The 17927-nt window shown below is 70.1% G+C and carries 15 protein-coding genes, 1 tRNA gene and 2 pseudogenes; 8 read left to right on the forward strand and 10 right to left on the reverse strand.

Translation table 11 applies throughout. The features are described from left to right. Nucleotides 1-283, forward strand: a 283-nt coding sequence (locus B9G38_RS08155; protein ID WP_143415395.1) for a DUF1508 domain-containing protein, incomplete at its 5' end; no start/stop codon positions are given. Nucleotides 284-328: 45 nt separating this feature from the next. Here the strand turns inward: B9G38_RS08155 and B9G38_RS08160 are convergent. From B9G38_RS08160 to B9G38_RS08190, 7 genes and pseudogenes are all read right to left on the reverse strand, one after another. Next, nucleotides 329-619 (reverse strand): glutaredoxin family protein, encoded by a 291-nt coding sequence (locus B9G38_RS08160; protein ID WP_086220059.1) that lies wholly within the window; start codon nucleotides 617-619, stop codon nucleotides 329-331. Then, nucleotides 616-1002, reverse strand: a complete 387-nt coding sequence (locus B9G38_RS08165; protein ID WP_086220060.1) for a CTP synthetase — start codon at nucleotides 1000-1002, stop codon at nucleotides 616-618. Before B9G38_RS08165 ends, B9G38_RS08160 begins: the two co-directional genes overlap by 4 nt. Continuing rightward, on the reverse strand, nucleotides 1002-1919 hold the full coding sequence (guaA, locus tag B9G38_RS08170) for a glutamine-hydrolyzing GMP synthase (protein ID WP_086220061.1): 918 nt from the start codon (nucleotides 1917-1919) through the stop codon (nucleotides 1002-1004). Before guaA ends, B9G38_RS08165 begins: the two co-directional genes overlap by 1 nt. Continuing rightward, entirely contained in the window at nucleotides 1920-3575 is a 1656-nt protein-coding gene (locus B9G38_RS08175) for a CTP synthase (RefSeq protein ID WP_086220062.1), read from the reverse strand. A gap of 500 nt (nucleotides 3576-4075) precedes the next feature. Next, a tRNA-Leu gene (locus B9G38_RS08180) sits at nucleotides 4076-4159 on the reverse strand. 30 nt (nucleotides 4160-4189) lie between these two features. Then, nucleotides 4190-5241, reverse strand: a pseudogene (locus tag B9G38_RS08185) (ATP-binding protein). A gap of 72 nt (nucleotides 5242-5313) precedes the next feature. Further along, complete coding sequence (locus B9G38_RS08190) at nucleotides 5314-6195, reverse strand: EamA family transporter (RefSeq protein ID WP_049932727.1); 882 nt, start codon at nucleotides 6193-6195, stop codon at nucleotides 5314-5316. A 111-nt stretch (nucleotides 6196-6306) separates the two neighbouring features. Between B9G38_RS08190 and B9G38_RS08195 the strand changes: the two genes are divergently transcribed. Both B9G38_RS08195 and B9G38_RS08200 read left to right on the forward strand, forming a co-directional pair. After that, nucleotides 6307-6897 (forward strand): DUF309 domain-containing protein, encoded by a 591-nt coding sequence (locus B9G38_RS08195; protein ID WP_086220063.1) that lies wholly within the window; start codon nucleotides 6307-6309, stop codon nucleotides 6895-6897. An 84-nt stretch (nucleotides 6898-6981) separates the two neighbouring features. Beyond that, nucleotides 6982-7785 carry a succinylglutamate desuccinylase/aspartoacylase family protein gene (locus B9G38_RS08200; protein ID WP_086215233.1) on the forward strand — a complete coding sequence of 268 codons (804 nt, stop codon included), beginning with the start codon at nucleotides 6982-6984 and terminating at the stop codon, nucleotides 7783-7785. Between the two features lie 41 nt (nucleotides 7786-7826). Here the strand turns inward: B9G38_RS08200 and B9G38_RS08205 are convergent, their stop codons facing one another. Continuing rightward, nucleotides 7827-8207: a cupin domain-containing protein gene (locus tag B9G38_RS08205; RefSeq protein ID WP_049932736.1), complete on the reverse strand. Its 381-nt coding sequence runs from the start codon at nucleotides 8205-8207 to the stop codon at nucleotides 7827-7829. A gap of 109 nt (nucleotides 8208-8316) precedes the next feature. Between B9G38_RS08205 and B9G38_RS08210 the strand changes: the two genes are divergently transcribed. The 3 genes from B9G38_RS08210 (at nucleotide 8317) to B9G38_RS08220 (ending at nucleotide 12732) form a co-directional block, all read left to right on the forward strand. Further along, entirely contained in the window at nucleotides 8317-9501 is a 1185-nt protein-coding gene (locus B9G38_RS08210) for a CBS domain-containing protein (protein ID WP_049932738.1), read from the forward strand. A gap of 75 nt (nucleotides 9502-9576) precedes the next feature. Continuing rightward, entirely contained in the window at nucleotides 9577-11625 is a 2049-nt protein-coding gene (locus tag B9G38_RS08215; RefSeq protein WP_086220064.1) for a DUF460 domain-containing protein, read from the forward strand. Nucleotides 11626-11745: 120 nt separating this feature from the next. Beyond that, nucleotides 11746-12732: a tyrosine--tRNA ligase gene (locus B9G38_RS08220; protein WP_049932743.1), complete on the forward strand. Its 987-nt coding sequence runs from the start codon at nucleotides 11746-11748 to the stop codon at nucleotides 12730-12732. Between the two features lie 24 nt (nucleotides 12733-12756). Here the strand turns inward: B9G38_RS08220 and B9G38_RS08225 are convergent, their stop codons facing one another. Together B9G38_RS08225 and B9G38_RS08230 are read right to left on the reverse strand one after the other, a co-directional pair. Then, nucleotides 12757-13539 (reverse strand): topoisomerase DNA-binding C4 zinc finger domain-containing protein, encoded by a 783-nt coding sequence (locus B9G38_RS08225; protein WP_198945667.1) that lies wholly within the window; start codon nucleotides 13537-13539, stop codon nucleotides 12757-12759. A gap of 179 nt (nucleotides 13540-13718) precedes the next feature. After that, complete coding sequence (locus tag B9G38_RS08230) at nucleotides 13719-16061, reverse strand: DEAD/DEAH box helicase (protein WP_086220065.1); 2343 nt, start codon at nucleotides 16059-16061, stop codon at nucleotides 13719-13721. Between the two features lie 203 nt (nucleotides 16062-16264). Here B9G38_RS08230 and B9G38_RS08235 point away from each other — a divergent pair, with 203 nt between their 5' ends. After that, the gene (locus tag B9G38_RS08235; RefSeq protein ID WP_049932746.1) at nucleotides 16265-16627 is read left to right on the forward strand and encodes a TRAM domain-containing protein; all 363 of its coding nucleotides are present in this window, start codon (nucleotides 16265-16267) and stop codon (nucleotides 16625-16627) included. Nucleotides 16628-16753: 126 nt separating this feature from the next. Continuing rightward, nucleotides 16754-17927 (forward strand): annotated as a pseudogene (locus tag B9G38_RS08240) (ATPase); the annotation flags it as partial.

The raw sequence follows: 17927 nt of genomic DNA on the forward strand, positions 1-17927 counted from the left end.
CATCATCGCCGACTCCGGCCAGGGGTACGCCTCCGAGTCGAACGCGACGGACGCGGTCGAGCGCGTCGGCGAGTACGCCCCCGACGCGAGCGCGCTGGCGGCCGGCGGCGCGGCGTTCGAGATATACGAGGACGCCGCCGACGAGTGGCGCTGGCGGCTCCGTCACCGCAACGGCAACGTCCTCGCGGACTCAGGCGAGGGGTACGCCTCCCGGTCGAGCGCCGTCGAGGCCGTGACGGGCGTGAAGGCCAACGCGCCCGGGGCGGAGACGGTCGAGCAGTAGACCGGGCGGTAGAGCCGGGCGGTCCGTCGCGCGTTTTTAGCCGGATCAGGTCGCCGCGAGAAGCTTCAGCCGCAGATCGCGCTCGTCGACCTCGTACTTGAACGCCGGGTGGCCGTCGACCAGCACGTAGGGGACGCGCTCGCCGTACTCGTCTGCCAGTTCCGGGTCGGTATCGACGTCTATCTCGTCGATATCGACCGTCACGGGGTCGAGGTCGGCGGCGACCGACTCGATCGTCTCGCGGGCGACGACGCACAACGAGCAGTTCTCGCGGGTGTAGAGGGTGACCGAGACGGTCGTCGGGCCGTCGTCGGCCGAGGCTTCGTCCCCGGTCACGGCTCGGAGGAGCCGTCCGCGTCGTCGGCCGGTTCGGCGGGGTCGTCCGCGTCGCCGGTCAGCTCCTCGGCGACCGTCGCGGCGTCCAGCAGTTCGGGGCCAACCGCGAGGTCGGCGACCGTCGCGACGAACTCCGGCAGCGACCGGCTCGCGTACGTCACGATCTGGACCTCCGGATTCTTTTCTTTCGCGACCGGGATACCGGTCGCTTCCTCCACGTCGGTGAGGACGAAGTACGCGGCGTCGGCGATGCCGGCCTCGGCGAGCGCGTCGGCGGTGACGAGCCCCTGGATACGGTTGATCGCGACGCCGCACGCGGCGAGCTCCTCGCCGAGCCCGTGCTCGTCGGGGCCGGCGATGACGGCGAGTGGTTGGTCCGTCATCACTCGTACTCGATCGTCGCGGGCGGCTTGTGGGTCACGTCGTAGACGACCCGCGCCACGTTCTCGTTCTCGCCGGTGATCCGGCTCTGGATCCGCTGGAGCGTACTCCAGTCGAGCTCCTGCGCGCGGGCGGTCATCCCGTCACGGCTCTCGACGGAGCGCACGGCGACTACCCAGCCGTGGACGCGGTTGTCGCCCTTGACGCCGGTCGCCTTGCCGAGGACCGCGGCGAACGCCTGCCACGGGTCGTACTCCGCTAACTCCTCCTCGACGACGTGGGTCGCCTCGCGGGCGACCGCGGCCTTCTCGGGGGTCACCTCGCCGACGATCCGGACGGCGAGCCCGGGCCCGGGGAACGGCATGCGCTCGGAGATGATCTCCTCGAGGCCGAGCTCCCGGGCGACCTCGCGCACCTCGTCCTTGTAGAGGTCGCGGACGGGCTCGACGATCCCCTCGAAGTCGACGACCTCGGGGAGCCCGCCGACGTTGTGGTGCGACTTGATGTTCCCCTCCGACTCGATGCGGTCGGGATAGATCGTCCCCTGAACGAGGTAGTCGGCGTCCACGTCGCGCGCGACCGTCTCGAACTCGTCGATGAACCCCTCGCCGATGACGTGGCGCTTCTCCTCGGGGTCGGTGACGCCTTCGAGCCGGTCGAAGAACCGGTCCTGCGCCTCGATGACGCGCAGCGACTCCATGAAGTCGAACGTGTTGCGTATCTCCGCGGTCTCCCCCTTCCGCATCAGTCCCGTGTCGACGTAGACGGGGGTGAGCTGGTCGCCGACCGCCTCGTAGGCGAGCGTCGCCGCGACCGAGGAGTCGACCCCGCCGGATAAGGCGATCACGGCGTTCGCGTCGCCGATCGCCTCCCGTATCTCCGCTTTCGCCTCCGCGATGACTTCCTCCGTCTCGACCATCTATAGCCTCACGTCCGCGTTCCGCTCGGTTGTGTCCGTCGATCCCAGCGCCGCCTCGACGAGGGAGACGAACGGCGGGCTCGCGCGGTCGGGCCGCGACCGGAACTCGGGGTGCGCCTGCGTCCCGAAGAAGAACGGGTGGTCCGGGCGTTCGAGTATCTCCATCCGGTTGTCGGCGCGCCCCGAGAAGACGAGTCCGTCGGCCTCCAGATCGTCGATGTACTCGGGGTTCACCTCGTATCGGTGGCGGTGGCGCTCGGTACAGGCGTCGGCGTCGTACACCCGGGCGGCGAGCGTGTCGGGCTCGATGTCGGTCTCGTGGGCGCCGAGCCGCATCGTCCCGCCCATGTCCTCCGTCTCGTACTGCTCGGGGAGCAGGTCGATGACGGGGTGCGGCGTGTCGGGGTCGATCTCCGCGGAGTGGGCGCCGTCGAGCCCGAGGATGTTGCGCGCGTGTTCGACGACGGCCATCTGGAAGCCCAAGCAGAGCCCGAGGAACGGCACGCCGTTCTCGCGAGCGTAGCGGATCGCCTCGATCTTCCCGTCGGTCCCGCGGGAGCCGAAGCCGCCGGGGACGACGACCGCGTCGGCCTCGGCGAGCCGCTTCTCGTGTTCGGCCCGCGTCTCGTCGGCATCGACCCACAGCACGTTCACCTCGGTGCCGGTCTGGATGCCGGCGTGTTTCAGCGCCTCGTGGATCGACATGTACGCGTCTTCAAGCGCGTACTTGCCCACGAGCGCCACGTCGATCTCCTCGTCGCGGTCGCGGGTGACCAGCTCGCGCCACTCCGTCGACCGCTCTTCCTTCGGAAGCGCCTCGTCGGCGAGGCCGAGCCGCTCCATCACGTACTCGTCTAATCCCTCGTCTTCGACCATCAGCGGGACGTGGTAGATGTCCTCGACATCGGGGTTCGAGAAGACGGCGTCCGTGGGCACGTCACAGAAGAGCGCGATCTTCTCTTTCGTCTCCGGGTCGAGCCGGTCCTCCGAGCGGCCGACGAGGATGTCGGGCTGGAGGCCGATCGAGCGCAGCTCTTTCACGGAGTGCTGGGTGGGCTTCGTCTTCTGCTCGCCGTTCTTCGAGTACGGGACGAGGGTGACGTGCGTGAAGAGGATGTCATCGTCGTCCTCCTCGTGGGCGAACTGGCGGAGGGCTTCGAGGAACGGCATCGACTCGATATCTCCGACCGTCCCGCCGATCTCGACGAGACAGACGTCGCTCCCCTCGGCGGCCTCCCGGATGCGACGCTTGATGTCGTCGGTGACGTGCGGGATGATCTGGACGGTCTTGCCGAGGTAGTCGCCGGCGCGCTCGCGCTCGATGACGTGCTGGTACGTCTTCCCCGTGGTAACGTTGTGGTCGAACGTCATGTCGGTGCCGAGGAAGCGCTCGTAGTTGCCGAGGTCGAGGTCGACCTCGCCGCCGTCCTTGAGGACGTACACCTCACCGTGCTCGTACGGGTTCATCGTCCCGGCGTCGACGTTGAGGTACGGGTCCACCTTGACGGCGGTGACGTCGAAGCCCGCGTTGGCGAGAAGGCGCCCGGTGCTGGCGGCGGTGATGCCCTTGCCCAGCCCGGACATCACTCCGCCCGTGACGAACACGAACTTCCGACCCAGCGAGGGGTCGTACCCCGTGTCGGGATCTGCTGGCATATCGACCGTCCGGCAGGCCGGGGCAAAACCGTTTCGGACCCCGCGGTTCGCTGGACGTTCGTGTCGTTTCGGGACGTGTCGGATCACCGTGGAGAACTGTGTGGTAGCGGCGAGGTGATCGAGGCCGTCAGGTCGACCGCTTGTTCGGAAGTCGGTGACCGTGGATCATCGGCGAACACCGCCAAAGCCCCGGTCGCGAGGACTCGCGCGACTCGCTGTGGTCCTCAGTCGCTCACTCCGCTCGCTCCCTGCGGTGTTTGTTCGTCGTGCTTCGCCGTCGCGACCGCCCGTTTGAGTCCCGCCCCACACAGCAACCGCACCTCGCGCCTCCCCAGCCTCGTCAGTCGTCCTCGCTTCGGACGACTGACTCCAGCGAGGGACCGAAGGTCTCTCTGGCAGCCGATTTGACAGAGCAGTCGCTCGCGGCGTTCGAGTGGATTTTGCGAGGGAAGAGCGCTCCGAGAGCGTCTTCCCGCATCACGGGGGGTGGACCCCGGCGATGCGAGGGGAGGGATTTGAACCCACGGACCTCTACAGGAGCGGAGCTTGAATCCGCCGCCGTTTCCGGGCTTGGCTACCCTCGCACGCGGACTGACGTTGGATCGGCCTCCTCTTTATCCCGTCGGTTCCGCACCGACCAGCGTCGCCCGGAAGCCCCCCTCTGGGGACTCGTCGACTTCGAGCGTCCAGCCGTGCGCGGCCGCCACGCGCTCGACGATGGCGAGCCCGATCCCGGTCCCGCCCCCGGGAGAGACGCCGAAGTCGGTCAGTTCCGCGCGGTCGCGCTCGTCGTCCGGGAGCCCGGGACCGTCGTCGGCCACGTACAGCCCGCGGTCGTCGACGCCGACTCGAACCGTGGGGCGTCCCCGCCGTACTCGAAGGCGTTGCCGATGAGGTTCCCGACGGCGCGCCGGAGCAGGGTCGGGTCGCCGGTGACGGCGCCGGCGTCCGCGACAACGAGGTCGGCGCCGGCGGGGATCTCGCCGAAGTCGCCCGACCCCAGGCAGTCGGCCGCGAGGTCGGCGAGGTCGACCGCGGCGTCCTCCGTCTCGACCGCGTCCGGATCGCGGGCCATTACGAGCGCCTCGTCGATCATCGACTCGATCCGACCGAACGCGCTCTCGGCGGCGGCTAACTGCTCGGTGTCGCCGGTCTCGTGCGCGAGGTCGACGTACCCCCGCGCGACCGACAGGGGGTTCCGGAGGTCGTGCGAGATGAACCCCGCGAGCCGTTCGAGCCGCTCGTTGAGGCGCTCCAGTTCGCGTTCGCGCTCGACCCGCGCCGTGACGTCGCGGATGACTCCCACCGCGCCGACGACGGTGCCGCCGCGCTCGATCGGCGTCAGCCGCGTTTCCGTCGTCACGTCGCTCCCGTCGTCGAGCGTCGTCGTGAGCTGGACGCGCTCGTCGTCGGCTTCGGCCCCGAGGACGCGCTCGACCGCGGTGCGGTAGCGCTCGCCCGCCTCCTCGCTCCAGCGCCCCTCCGCGACGAGTCGCTCGGGGTGTTTCGCGTGGAGGACCGCCTCGTCGAAGCCGGTCACCTCGCGGAGGCGGTCGTTGACGAACACGCGGTTCCGGTCGGCGTCGAGGACGTACGCGCCGTCGCCGAGGGCGTTCGCGATCGACTCGGCGTGATCGATCGGGACCGACTCCGGCGGGGTTTCCATACGGTCCGTACGGGCCCCAGAGACGAGTGTTACTCGGGTAGCGACGGGCGTGGCGGCGAGCGGCCGACCGCGTCAGCCGGCGATCATCGCGACGCCGGCGACCGCGAGGACCGCCGCGGCGAGCCGGAGCCGGAAGTGCCGCTCGCCGAGCAGCACGCCCCCGAGGACCACCGCGACGATCGCCTGCGTGTTGATCACGGGGGAGGCGACGCTCGCGGGCAGCGCCGCGAACGCGACCGTCGTCAGGTGCTCGCCGAGCGCGACGAGCCCGCCGGCCGCGAGGAACTTCGGGAGGTCCCGCCGGGTGACCGCGAACGGGCTCCGGAGCGCCGCCGGAAAGAGGACGACCGCGACGCCGGCGAGCAGGAGCGGCACCCACAGCGTGCCGGGGATCGAGAACTCCTGGAGCGCGACCCGCTTGCCCACGTCGGCGACCGCGTAGCAGGCCGCGCTCGCGAGCGCCAGCTGCGCCGGCCGGGAGCGCGCGGCCCGCGCGAACGGCGCGAAGAAACCCCCCGGCTCGTAGTTCGCGACGTACACCGCGAGGGTGGTGACGACGACGCCGGCGACCTGGACCGGCGCGAGGACCTGCCCGAGCAGTCCGACCTCCAGCGGGAGGACGAACATCGGGACGATCTTGTTGATCGGCGCGACGTACGACACCGCCCCCTGGTCGATGGCGCGCAAGAAGAGGACGAAGGCGGCGGCCGTCCCGAGGGTCGTGACGGCGACGACCGCGGCCCGACGCGGCGCGACGAGCCCGGACACCCCCGCCGCGGCGTCGCCGAACCCGACCGTCAGCCCGGTCCCGGCGAGGAACCACGAGACCGCCGCGACGTTGATCGCCACCGTCAGCGCGGCGGGCGGGTATCCGGCGAAGGCGCGCTTCAGGACGAAGAGGTACGCGCCCCAGACGACGGCGGCGGCGACCGCGGCGAGGAGTCCGGCGTCCATGCGGTCGACCCGAGCGCGAGCGGGGAAAAGAAGGGTTCGGTTCGCGGGCCGGTCGGCTTCGCCGCCGGCGCCGCGAAACGGTTAGGTCGCTGCCGCGTGAACGGCACGCACATGGACGACCACACTCGGGACCCCGGCGTCGCCCCGCCGCTCGGGAACCCGACCGGGTGGCACGCGGGCGACGAGTCGCGCGCGGCGTCCGGAGAGGCGGAAGCGTCGTCCGGCGACGCGGACGCGTCATCCGGCGACGCGGACGGGCTGCCAGACGCGCAGGCGGTCGGCGGGTACTGGGAACACGCGACGCTCCGACGCGCGACCGAACACGGCGTGCGGCTGTTCAACGACGGCGCCTACCACGAGAGCCACGACTGCTTCGAGGACGAGTGGTACAACTACGGCAGCGGCACGGCCGAGAGCGCCTTCCTCCACGGGATGGTCCAAGTGGCCGCGGGCGCGTACAAGCGCGTCGACTTCGAGAACGACGCGGGGATGCGGTCGCTGTTCGAGACGGCCCTCCAGTACCTCGACGGGATCCCGAGCGACTTCTACGGGGTCGACGTCGACGACGTGCGAGAGACGCTCCGGGCCGCGCTCGACGACCCCGCCGCGGTCGACGGGTGGCAGATACCCCTCGACGGCGCACGTCAGCCGGCGTACCCCGCCGACTACGAGTACACTGAGCGCGTCGACGAGGGGCACTGAGCCCGGGCGTTGCCTGACGCACGGGGATCGGACCGCTCGCCGCGGATCCGAACGGCACTTATTCGCCGCCCGTCAGGGTGTGGTATGGAGATCCACGATCTGGGCGACGGGGAGCCCGAGGTCGCCGTCGTCGGCGCGATCCACGGCGACGAGCCCTGCGGCGCCCGCGCCGTCGAGCGCCTGCTCGACGCCGACCTCGACCCCGAGCGACCGGTCCGCCTCGTCACCGCAAACGAGGCGGCGCTCGACGCGGGCGAGCGCTACCTCGACGCCGACCTCAACCGGGCGTTCCCCGGGAACCCCGACGCGGAGGCCCACGAGGTCCGGCTCGCGGCCGAACTGGTCGACGCGCTGGAAGGGTGTACGACCCTCGCGATCCACTCGACGCAGTCGTACGCGGAGCCGTTCGCGGTCATCGACTCGATGGACGAAGTGACCCGCGCTGTCGCGCCGCACCTCCCCGTGGACGCGGTGATCCAGACGGACGCGTTCACCGAGGGCCGACTCATCGAGCACCCGCACACGCTCGAAGTGGAGGCGGGGCTCCAGGGCTCCGAGGCGGCCGCTGACAACGCCTACTGGCTGTCGCGCGCGTTCCTCGCCGCGACCGGCGCCATCTCCGCGCCCGGCGCCGACGACGTGCTCGACGCCGGCGGTCGGGAGGACGTGTCGGTGTTCCGACTCCGCGAGCGGATCCCGAAGCCGGAGGCGGAGGCGTACGAGGTGTTCGCGCGCAACTTCGAGCGCGTCGAGCCCGGCGAGCGGTTCGCGGCCGCCGACGGCGAACCGCTGCTCGCCGACGAGCCATTCTACCCCGTACTGTTATCGCCGAACGGCTACCGCGACCAGTTCGGCTACGTCGCCGACCGCGTCGGCACGCTGGAGTAGGTGCCCGCCTCGCGGCGCGCGAGGCCGAGCCCGGACGCCCGCTACTCGACGAGTTCGATCGCGTCGTCGCCGTTCGGCACCGCACAGATGAACGCGCCGGGCTCGTCGCGCTCGTTGCGGTACCAGTGTTCGACCCCCGGCGGGATCAGGAGAGTGTCGCCGGCCGACACGGTGCGTTCCTCGTCGCCGATCCCGACGACGTACTCCCCGGCGAGGACGTACTGCTCGTGTTCGATCGCGTTGGTGTGGCGGGGGACCTCGGCGCCCGGTTCGAGCTCAAACCGGCGCATCGCGAAGGTCGGCGCGCCGTCCGACTCGTCGAGGAGGACGCCCTTCGAGAGCCCCTCGGCGGCCTCGACGGGCTCGTACGCGATGTCGTCGCCGCGCTTCACGACCGACTCGGCGTCGCCTGCGTCGCTCATACGCGACCGTGACGGGAGGCGCGTATTTAATTGCTCACCGCCCGGTCCCGGCGGCTCGAACGTCGACCGACCCCTGTGACTTAACCGCACACCGGCCGAACGCGATGGCATGCGTGGAATCAAGATCGGGAGCGCGTTCGGAATTCCGATCCGGCTCAACTGGACGTTTCTGATCGTCTTACCGCTGTTCGCGTACCTGATCGGGTCGCAGGTCGGGATGATCGCGGAGGTGATGAACGAGACGGCCGGTCTCGGGATCGACGCGACCGCGGTCGCGAGCGGCACCACGCCGTGGGTACTCGGGCTGTCGGCCGTGATCGGGCTGTTCGTCGGGGTGCTGCTCCACGAGTTCGGCCACTCGCTGGTCGCCATGCGATACGGCTACGAGATCGAGTCGATCACGCTGTGGCTGCTCGGCGGCCTCGCCAGCTTCGCCGAGTTCCCCGAAGACTGGAGACACGAGTTCTGGATCGCGATCGCCGGCCCGCTCGTCAGCGTCGCGGTGGGGATCGCCTGCTACGGGGTCGTCCTCGTCGCGCCCGTCGGCTCGAACGCCGTCCTCTTCGTCTTCGGCTACCTCGCGCTCCTGAACATCGTCCTCGCCGTGTTCAACATGCTGCCCGCGTTCCCGATGGACGGCGGGCGGGTCCTCCGGGCGCTGCTCGCGCGGAACCAGCCACACGCGCAGGCGACCCAGCGGGCCGCCTCCGTGGGGAAGGTGTTCGCGTTCCTGATGGGGATCTTCGGCCTGTTCACCTTCCAGCTGCTGCTCATCGTGCTCGCCTTCTTCGTCTACATCGCCGCCTCGGGCGAGGCCCAGCAGACGACCCTGAAGGCCGCCTTCGAGGACGTGACCGTCGGCGACGTGATGACGCCCCGTGAGGGGCTCCACACGGTGACGGAGGACACCTCGGTCGGCGACCTGATGAGCCGGATGTTCGAGGAGCGCCACACTGGCTACCCCGTCCTCGACGGCGACGAGCTCGTCGGGATGGTCACCCTCGAAGACGCCCGGTCGGTCCGCGAAGTCGAGCGCGACGCCTACCGCGTCGACGACGTGATGGTGACCGACCTCGTCGCCGTCGACCCGGACGCCGACGCCCTGACCGCCCTCCAGACCATGCAGGAACACGGCGTCGGCCGCCTCCCCGTGGTCGACGCCGACGGCGAACTCGTCGGCCTCATCTCGCGGTCGGACCTGATGACCGCGTTCAACATCATCCAGACGGGCGGGACGCCGGGCGTCATCAGCGGCCGGCGACAGCAGGCCGGCGAAGAGCCCCGAATCCTCTGACCGCTCGCTCCCGCGGCGGCGGTCCGCGACCGCCCCCGGCGTGGGGTATATACGCGGCAACGACCTACTCGGGATGTGACAACCCGGACCATCCGCGCCCGCGACCGGCCGGTGTTCGGCGTCGACGTCCACAGCGGCGACGTCCGCGGCGACAGCCCCTCCTACGCGCTGGTCATCCTGGACCCCGTCGACGAGGACGACCCGGACGCCCCCGACGCCGACGGTCCGATGGCCCGGATCACCCGCGACGTGGTCTCGTTCCGGAAGCTCTGCCGGCTGATCGACGACCGCGAGCCCCTCTACGTCGCCACCGACAACGCCTACGAGCTGGCGGCGGACAAGGGGGAGCTCGTCAACTTCCTCCGGTCGCTGCCAGACGGGACCCGCCTCGTCCAGGTGACCGGCGCGGAACGGCCGGAGCCGCTCTCGCGGGTCGCCTCCCGGCACGGCATCCCCTACGGCAAGAAGCCGATGAAGGAGGCGGAGGCGTCGGCGCGGCTCGCCGCCGCGAACGTCGGCCACGAGGTGACCGCGTTCACCGACGAGACGACCGTCAAGGTGTCCCGCGGGCGCTCGACCGGAAATGGCGGGTGGAGTCAGGACCGCTACACGCGGCGGATCCACGGTAACGTCCGCAAGCGGACGCGCCAGGTTCAGTCGAAGCTGAAGGATGCGAACCTCGACTTCGAGCGGGACGTGACCGAGAAGTACGGCGGCTACGCGAACGCGACGTTCACCGTCGAGGCCCGCCCCGAGGATATCCCGGTGTCGAACTCGCGGGCGGGCGACGTGCGCGTCGAGGTCGAGCGGGAACGCCGCGACGGGATCGAGTACGAGCCGCTGGTGAAGCGGCGCGACCGCGTCATCGTCGGGATCGACCCCGGGACGACCACCGCGGCCGCGGTCGTCGGCCTCGACGGCACGGTCCACGCGTTATACTCCTCGCGCACCGGCGACACCGCCGAGGTGACCGAGTGGATCGTCGAGCAGGGGCGACCGATCATCGTCGCCGCCGACGTGGAGCCGATGCCGGAGACGGTCGAGAAGTTCCGGCGCTCGTTCGACGCCGCCGGGTGGCGGCCGACGACCGACCTCCCGGTCGACGAGAAGCTCCACCGGACCCGCGAGGCGAGCTACGCGAACGACCACGAGCGGGACGCGCTGGCGGCCGCGCTGTACGCCTACGACGACCACGAGGAACAGTTCGAGCGGATCGCGGCGAAGACGCCGCCGCGGCTCGACCGCGGGGCGGTGATCGCCGGCGTCGTCGCGGGGGGCTCGTCCGTCGAGGCCGTCATCGAGGACCTGAGCGAGGACGACGGCGGGGACGGAGACGAGGGCGACGCGGACGAGGCGGACCCCACCGAGCCCGACCGCACCGAGGAGGAGGAGACGATCCGGCGGCTCCGCGAGCGCGTCGACCGGCTGGAGTCGCACGCCGAGTCGCTGGAGGAGGACTTAGAGGAGCGCGACGACCGGATCGCTGAGCTGGAGGGCGAGCTGGAGGAGGCGAAACGCGAGGAGCGCATCGAGGCGCGCTCGCGGCGCGCGGTCTCGCGGCTCGAACGCGAGACGGACCGGCTGGAGCGCGAGCGCGACGAGGCAGAAGAGCGCGTCGCCGACCTCGAACGCAAGGTGGAGACGCTGAAGGAGCTGTGGCGGCTCGACCACTCGAACTTCGGCGACGTGGCCGAGGGGCAGGGGCTGGTGAGCGTGAAGGTGGTCGAGCAGTTCACGCTCGACGCGCTCGACGCCGCGGACGACGCCTACGGGCTCGTCGCCGGCGACGTGGTCTACCTCCGGGACGCGTCGGGCGCTGGCCGGCGGACCGCGGAGCGGCTCGCGGAGGCGGAGCCGCGGGCCGTGATCCGCGGCGATGGGAACCTCTCGGATGTCGCCGACGAGGTGCTGTTCGAGCGCGCCGTCCCCGTGGTGCCGGCCGACGCCGTGCCGGTCCGCGAGGTGGACGAGCTGGCGGTCGCGAGCGAGGAGGACCTCGCGGCCGCCGTCGAGGACTGGGAGGAGCGCGCCGAGCAGCGCCGGCGCGACGAGAAGGCCGAGCGGATCGACCGGATCATCTCCGAACACCGGGCGGGGCGGACGCTGCCCGAGACGGAGGAGTGAGCGCGCCCGAGGACGACCGGAACGCGAGTCAAAGCGGCCGACGGGCGCGCTGGCGGCGCTCCGCGTGAGTCGTCGGCACGCATCCAGAAGTCATATGTCCGGGAACGCACACTCGGGGGTATGGACGCTCACGAGCTGATCACCCGGAACGCGGCCGAGGTGGTCACCGAGTCGGAGATCGAGGCGCTGGCCGACGACCCCGAAGGAAAGCGGGCGTACGTCGGCTACGAGCCCTCGGGCGTGCTCCACATCGGTCACATGCTCACCGCGAACAAGCTCATCGACCTCCAGGAGGCGGGCTTCGAGGTCACGGTCCTCCTCGCGGACGTACACGCCTACCTCAACGACAAGGGGTCGTTCGAGGAGATCCGCCACACCGCCGAGCGGATGCGCGACCAGTTCATCGCCTACGGGCTCGACGAGTCGAACACGCAGTTCGTGCTCGGCTCTGACTTCCAGCTCGACGACGACTACACGCTCGACCTCCACGCCCTGGAGCTCGAGACCACCCTCGCGCGGGCCGAGCGGGCGATGGCCGAGATCAGCTCGGGCGACTCGGTGAAGGTGTCGCAGGCCGTCTACCCGCTGATGCAGGCGCTCGACATCCCGTACCTCGGCGTCGACGTCGCGGTCGGCGGGATGGAGCAGCGGAAGGTCCACATGCTCGCGCGCGACGTGCTGCCGAGCATCGACCGCGAGCCGCCGACGAGCCTCCACACGCCGCTGATCGCCGACCTCGCGACCGGCCGCGGCAAGATGTCCTCCAGCGAGGGCGTCACTATCTCGATGGAGGACTCCCGCGAGGACATCGAGTCGAAGGTGAACGACGCCTACTGCCCGCCGACGGCAGATCCGGAGCCGACCGACGACGGCGCGGAGCGCGAGAACCCCGTCCTCCAGGTGTTCGAGTACCACGTCTTCCCGCGGTTCGACGCGGTCACCGTCGAGCGCCCGGAGGAGTACGGCGGAGACCTGGAGTACGACGCCTACGACGCCCTCGAAGCCGACTTGGAGTCGGGCGAACTCCACCCCGCGGACGCGAAGGGCGCGCTCGCCGAGTACCTCGACCGCCTCATCGCGCCGGGCCGCCAGCAGCTCGCCGAGTAAGCCACCCCGCCGGGCGGAGCGCTGTTAGCCGTCTCTTTTCCCTGTGAGCTCCGGCTTTTCGCCCGTCGCGCGGCCGTCGACCTCGCAGGTCCCGTCAAGACAACCCAGTCCGGCCGCCGTCTCGAAGACGGGGAGCCCGCAGTCGCACTCGTCGACGGCGACCCCCGCGGGGAACGAGAAGGAGGTCTCGCAGTCGGGATAGCGCTCGCAGCCGAGGTAAACGCGACCCGGCGCGGAGCGGACCCGGAGGTCCCCCTCGCAGTCCGGGCACTCCCAAGCGCCGTCGAACCGGTCGCTGACGGCCGCCTCCATCGGGTCGCACGCGGGGTCGAGACAGAGGTGGAACGGCTCGCCGCGCTCGACGCGGATCTTCGGGAGCCCGCAGTCGTCGCAGGTCGCGTCCGTGACGCTCGCGCCCGCCGGGAGCCCCCAGCGCGCCTCGCAGTCGAGACACGCCACGTCGCCGCGCGACCGCACGAGCGGGCCGCCGTCGTCGGGGCAGGTGCCGACCGGGACGCCCGCCTCCGTGACGGGGAGCGCCCGGCTGGCTGTCGCCTCCTCGGCGACGACGCGGAGCCGCCGCGATCCGTCGCGAGCGGTGACAGTGAACCCGTCGCCGTCACCCTCGACGACGACGCTCTCGGGGCGGGTGAGCCACGCGACGGGCTGGTAGCCGTCAGCGTCGTGGACGAGCGTCGTGTCGTCGGGTTTGATCAGTACCACGACGCGGCCCCGATGGGTTCGGGTGCGGTCGCCGCGGTCGGCCACCTGACAGTCGCCTGCGAGCACGCGGAGTCGTTCCGGCATAGGACGGGTGGCCGCGGAATGGGTGTTAAGCGGTCGTTGCGGGAGTTTAAGAGAGATACCGGGCGGGTGGCGGTGAGAACGGGTGAGGCGACGAGACGGCAGATCGCTCGAACGTCCCGGCCGCTCGTTGATAAGCGGATACCGACGGATCGAAAGATCGGATTCGGACGCCGGCGCGCCTACGCCACCCGAACCGTCCGCGTCGCCGTGACGGGCAACAGCGGGAGGTCCGGGAAGACGACCTCGACGACGAACTCCAGTTCGTCGGCGTCCGGCGGGCCGAACACGCCGACCGGGACCGTCGTCTCCCCGTCGAGGTACGTCGTCGTCGCGGTCATCTCCACGTCGTTGACGGTGACGCGGATCCCCGCGCGGGCGCTCCCCGAGACGGCCGCGACGGCGACCTCGCACATCTCGTTCTTGCCGACCGCGATGCCGTCGGGGAACTCACCCCAGTCGACGTCGATCCGGGGGCAGTCGCGGGCGGCGTCGACGATCCGCTCCGCCACGGAGTCGCTCATCCCGGCGTTCGCCAGTTCCGCCGGACCGGCGTCGACGACGTCGGCCGGCGAGGTGAGCCCGGCGTCCGCGAGGCGCTCCGCGCGGCCGGAGCCGACCCCCTCGATCGCCGTGAGCGCGACCGCCTCGCGGGAGACGCCGTGTTCGACGCGCGCCTCCACGCGACGGGCGAGGTTGGCGGCGCGCGGGCCCGCGAACCGGTCGAGGAACTCCGCGAGCGCGGCGAGCAGGCGGAGCGCGTTCTGCCGGATCACCCACGCGTCGGAGCGGAGGTCGGAGGGGATCGAGTCGGCCATCCCCGCCCGCAGGATGGCGAACACCTTGCGGTGACCGTCCTCCAGGTCGGTGTCGCGGCCGTCGAGGATGCGGTCGACCGCGTCGGCCTCGGCCGAGCGCGCGGAGACGGAGTCGAACTCGCCCGCCGACGCGACGGTCTCTAACACGGCGTCGGCAGTCAGCGTCTCGCGGTCGGCGAGGCGCCGGAACCGGCGGGCGGTGTCGAGCCGGAGGTAGTACTTCGAGGCCAGCCGACCGAGGGCGGTCGGCTCGATCGCGAGGTCGTCGTCGGCCGCGACGAAGCCGTCGTCGACGAGCGATTCGAGGGTGTTCCGCACCCGGTCGCGGAGCGTCGAGAAGTCGTACTGGTCGGGCTTCGACTGCGCGCGAACGTAGTAGAACGTCGTCTCCAACCACGCCATCACGTCTTCGAGCCCGCGGATCGTCCCCATCGCGATCTCGGCGTTGAGGTGCGACTCGAGGTCGGCGGCGAGCCGCGACTCGATCGCCTTCCCCTCGCGCAGCAGTTTCCGGTACTTGTCCGCGTCGGCGCGGTCGCAGACCACCCAGCCGTACCCGACGTCGTCGTACTCCGGCCGACCGGCGCGCCCGAGCATCTGGAGCACGTCCAGCGGCGAGATGTCCGTCTCCCCCTCCAGCGGGTCGTGGTACTTCGTGTCACGGATGACGACGCAGCGAGCGGGGAGGTTCACGCCCCACGCGAGCGTCGACGTCGAGAAGAGGAACTTGATCTTCCCCTGTTTGAACCACTCCTCGACTCGGTCGCGGTCGTCCTTCCCGAGGCCGGCGTGGTGGAACCCGACGCCGTCGGTGACCGACTGGCGGAGCGTGTCGTTGGTGAGCTCTTTCGCCTCGTTGTGGAAGTCGTAGTCGTCGCGCGAGTCGATCGGGATGTCGCGTTCGGTGATCTCGTCGCGCGCCTTTTTCGCGGCTTGGACGGTGTCCTGCCGCGAGGAGACGAACACGAGCGTCTGTCCGTCCTCGCGGACGTGCGGCTCGGCGAGGTCGAGCGCGCGGTAGAGCCGGCGGTACTTGTCCGCGAACGCGTTCGAGCCGTGCGAGTACGTCTTCACGCCGGTCTCGAGGTCGACGGGACGGTACTCGTCGCCGAAAGCGTACGTCGTCTCCGCGGGCGCGTCGAGCCACTCCGCCACGTCGCCGATGTTCGGCATCGTCGCCGAGAGCGCGACCACGCGGGGGTCTTGGAGCCGGCGGAGCCGCGAGACGGTGACTTCGAGCACCGCGCCGCGCTTCTCGGAGTCGAGCAGGTGGACCTCGTCGATGACGACGCAGTCCACGTCGGTGATAAAGGAGTACCGCGCCGAGTCGTGTTTCCGCGTCGCGCTGTCGGCCTTCTCCGGCGTCGTCACCAGCACGTCCGCGCGCTCGGCGCGGCGGGGGTTCAAGTCGCGCTCGCCGGAGACGACGTACACGGAGTAGCCGAGATCCTCGAAGCGCTCCCACTCGCTCTCCTTCTCGTTCGTGAGCGCCCGCAGCGGCGCGACGAAGAGCGCGGTCCCGCCCGCGGCGAGCGTCTTACAGATGGCGAGCTCCGCGAGCGCCGTCTTCCCGGAGGCGGTCGGCGCCGACGCGACCACGTTGTGGTCGGTCTCCAAGATCCCCGGCAGCGCCTCCCGCTGCATCCGGTTGAACTCGTCGAACCCGAAGGCCTCCGCGAACTCCGGCACCGCGTCCGCGACCTTCACGGCACACCACACCCGTGCGCGAGTCGTCGGGAACCGCGGCTGTGTCGCATCGGATCGAGAGGGGGGCTTCGAGGGCAAAGGCGTTTCTCATGCGGGCGCGGCGGGACTCGGGCCGCGCGAGCGGCGAGATGTCGAGGTCGCCGAGCGCCGAAGCGTCGCCGCGGACCCACACCGTTTAGGCGACCGCGGTCGACCGCACGGGTATGATCCCCTCGTCGCCGCTCGTCGTCGGTGCGGGCGTCGCGGTCGCGCTGTTCGCGCTGTTCGCGGTCGCCCGTCGGCTCCGCGGCCCGTCGACGGAGGCGCGCGAGTCGAAACGCGCTCACGAGGCGGCCCAGGAACGCGAACCGCCGGTCGAGATCGGCGAGACGTACGAGTTCGGCGTCACCGAACTCACCGACCACCACTCGGGGAACGAGGTCGCCGTCGGCAAGGTGGAGGGATTCGTCCTCTTCACCGAGGACATCCCGAGCGGACTCGAACCCGGCGACGTGATCCGCGCGAAGGTCCTCTCGTTCAACGAGGGGCGCACCTCAGCCGACGCGACCTTCGTCGGGCGGGCGTAGTTCGGTCGGTTGGGGCGCGGTCGCCGCCGAGTCGGCCGGCGCGACGACGCCGGACACCACACCCGAGGCGACCACGTCCGCCCCGAACCGGAGGTTGATACGTGATGGTGACGAAGAGGTGTCGCAATGGCTCAGGCCGGCACCCAGGACCTCACGGAGCGGTTCATTCAGTTCTATCGCAACTACTACCGGGAGGAGATCGGACAGCTCGCCCAACGGTACCCCAACGAGCAGCGCTCGCTGTACGTCTCCTACGACGACCTCTTTCAGTTCGACCGCGACCTCGCCGAGGACTTCCTGAACAAGCCGGAACAGATGCGCGAGTACGCCGAGGAGGCGCTACGGCTCTATGACCTCCCCGCCGACGTCAGCCTCGGCCGCGCGCATGTCCGCATCGAGGACCTCCCCGATAGCGTCGACATCCGCGGTATCCGCGTCCACGACGACCATATCGGGAAGCTCGTCTCGATTCAAGGGATCGTTCGTAAGGCCACCGACGTACGCCCGAAGGTGACGGAGGCCGCCTTCGAGTGCCAGCGCTGCGGCACCATGACGTACATCCCGCAGTCCGACGGTGGCTTCCAAGAGCCCCACGAGTGCCAGGGCTGCGAGCGACAGGGCCCGTTCCGCGTCAACTTCGATCAGTCCGAGTTCGTCGACTCACAGAAGCTCCGTATCCAAGAGTCGCCCGAGGGGCTCCGCGGCGGCGAGACGCCCCAGTCGCTGGACGTCGACATCGTCGACGACATCACCGGGAAAGTGAGCCCCGGCGACCACGTTACCTGCGTCGGTATCCTCCACATCGAGCAGGTCGAACAGGGCAACGAGAAGTCCGCCATCTTCGACCTGTACATGGACGGCGTCTCTATCGCCATCGAGGACGAGGAGTTCGAGGACATGGACATCACCGAGGCGGACAAACGCGACATCATCGAGCTCTCCGAGCGCGACGACATCTACGAGGCGATGGTGGGTTCGATCGCGCCCGCCATCTACGGGTATGAAGAGGAGAAGCTCGCGATGATCCTCCAGCTGTTCTCCGGCGTGACGAAGCATCTCCCCGACGGGTCGCGGATTCGGGGCGACCTGCACATGCTCCTGATCGGTGACCCCGGCACGGGTAAGTGTCTTAAATTTGATACCAATGTGACACTTGCTGATGGACGAGAAGTCCCGATAGGCGATCTCGTCGAGGACAATCTCGATGATCCGAAACCGATCGACGACGGCGTCTTCGACGAGGTCGATTTCGAAGTACCCTCGCTACAGTCGGACGGAACGATCGGATCCGCGCGAGCGA

The sequence above is a fragment of the Halorubrum sp. SD612 genome, from assembly GCF_002135005.1.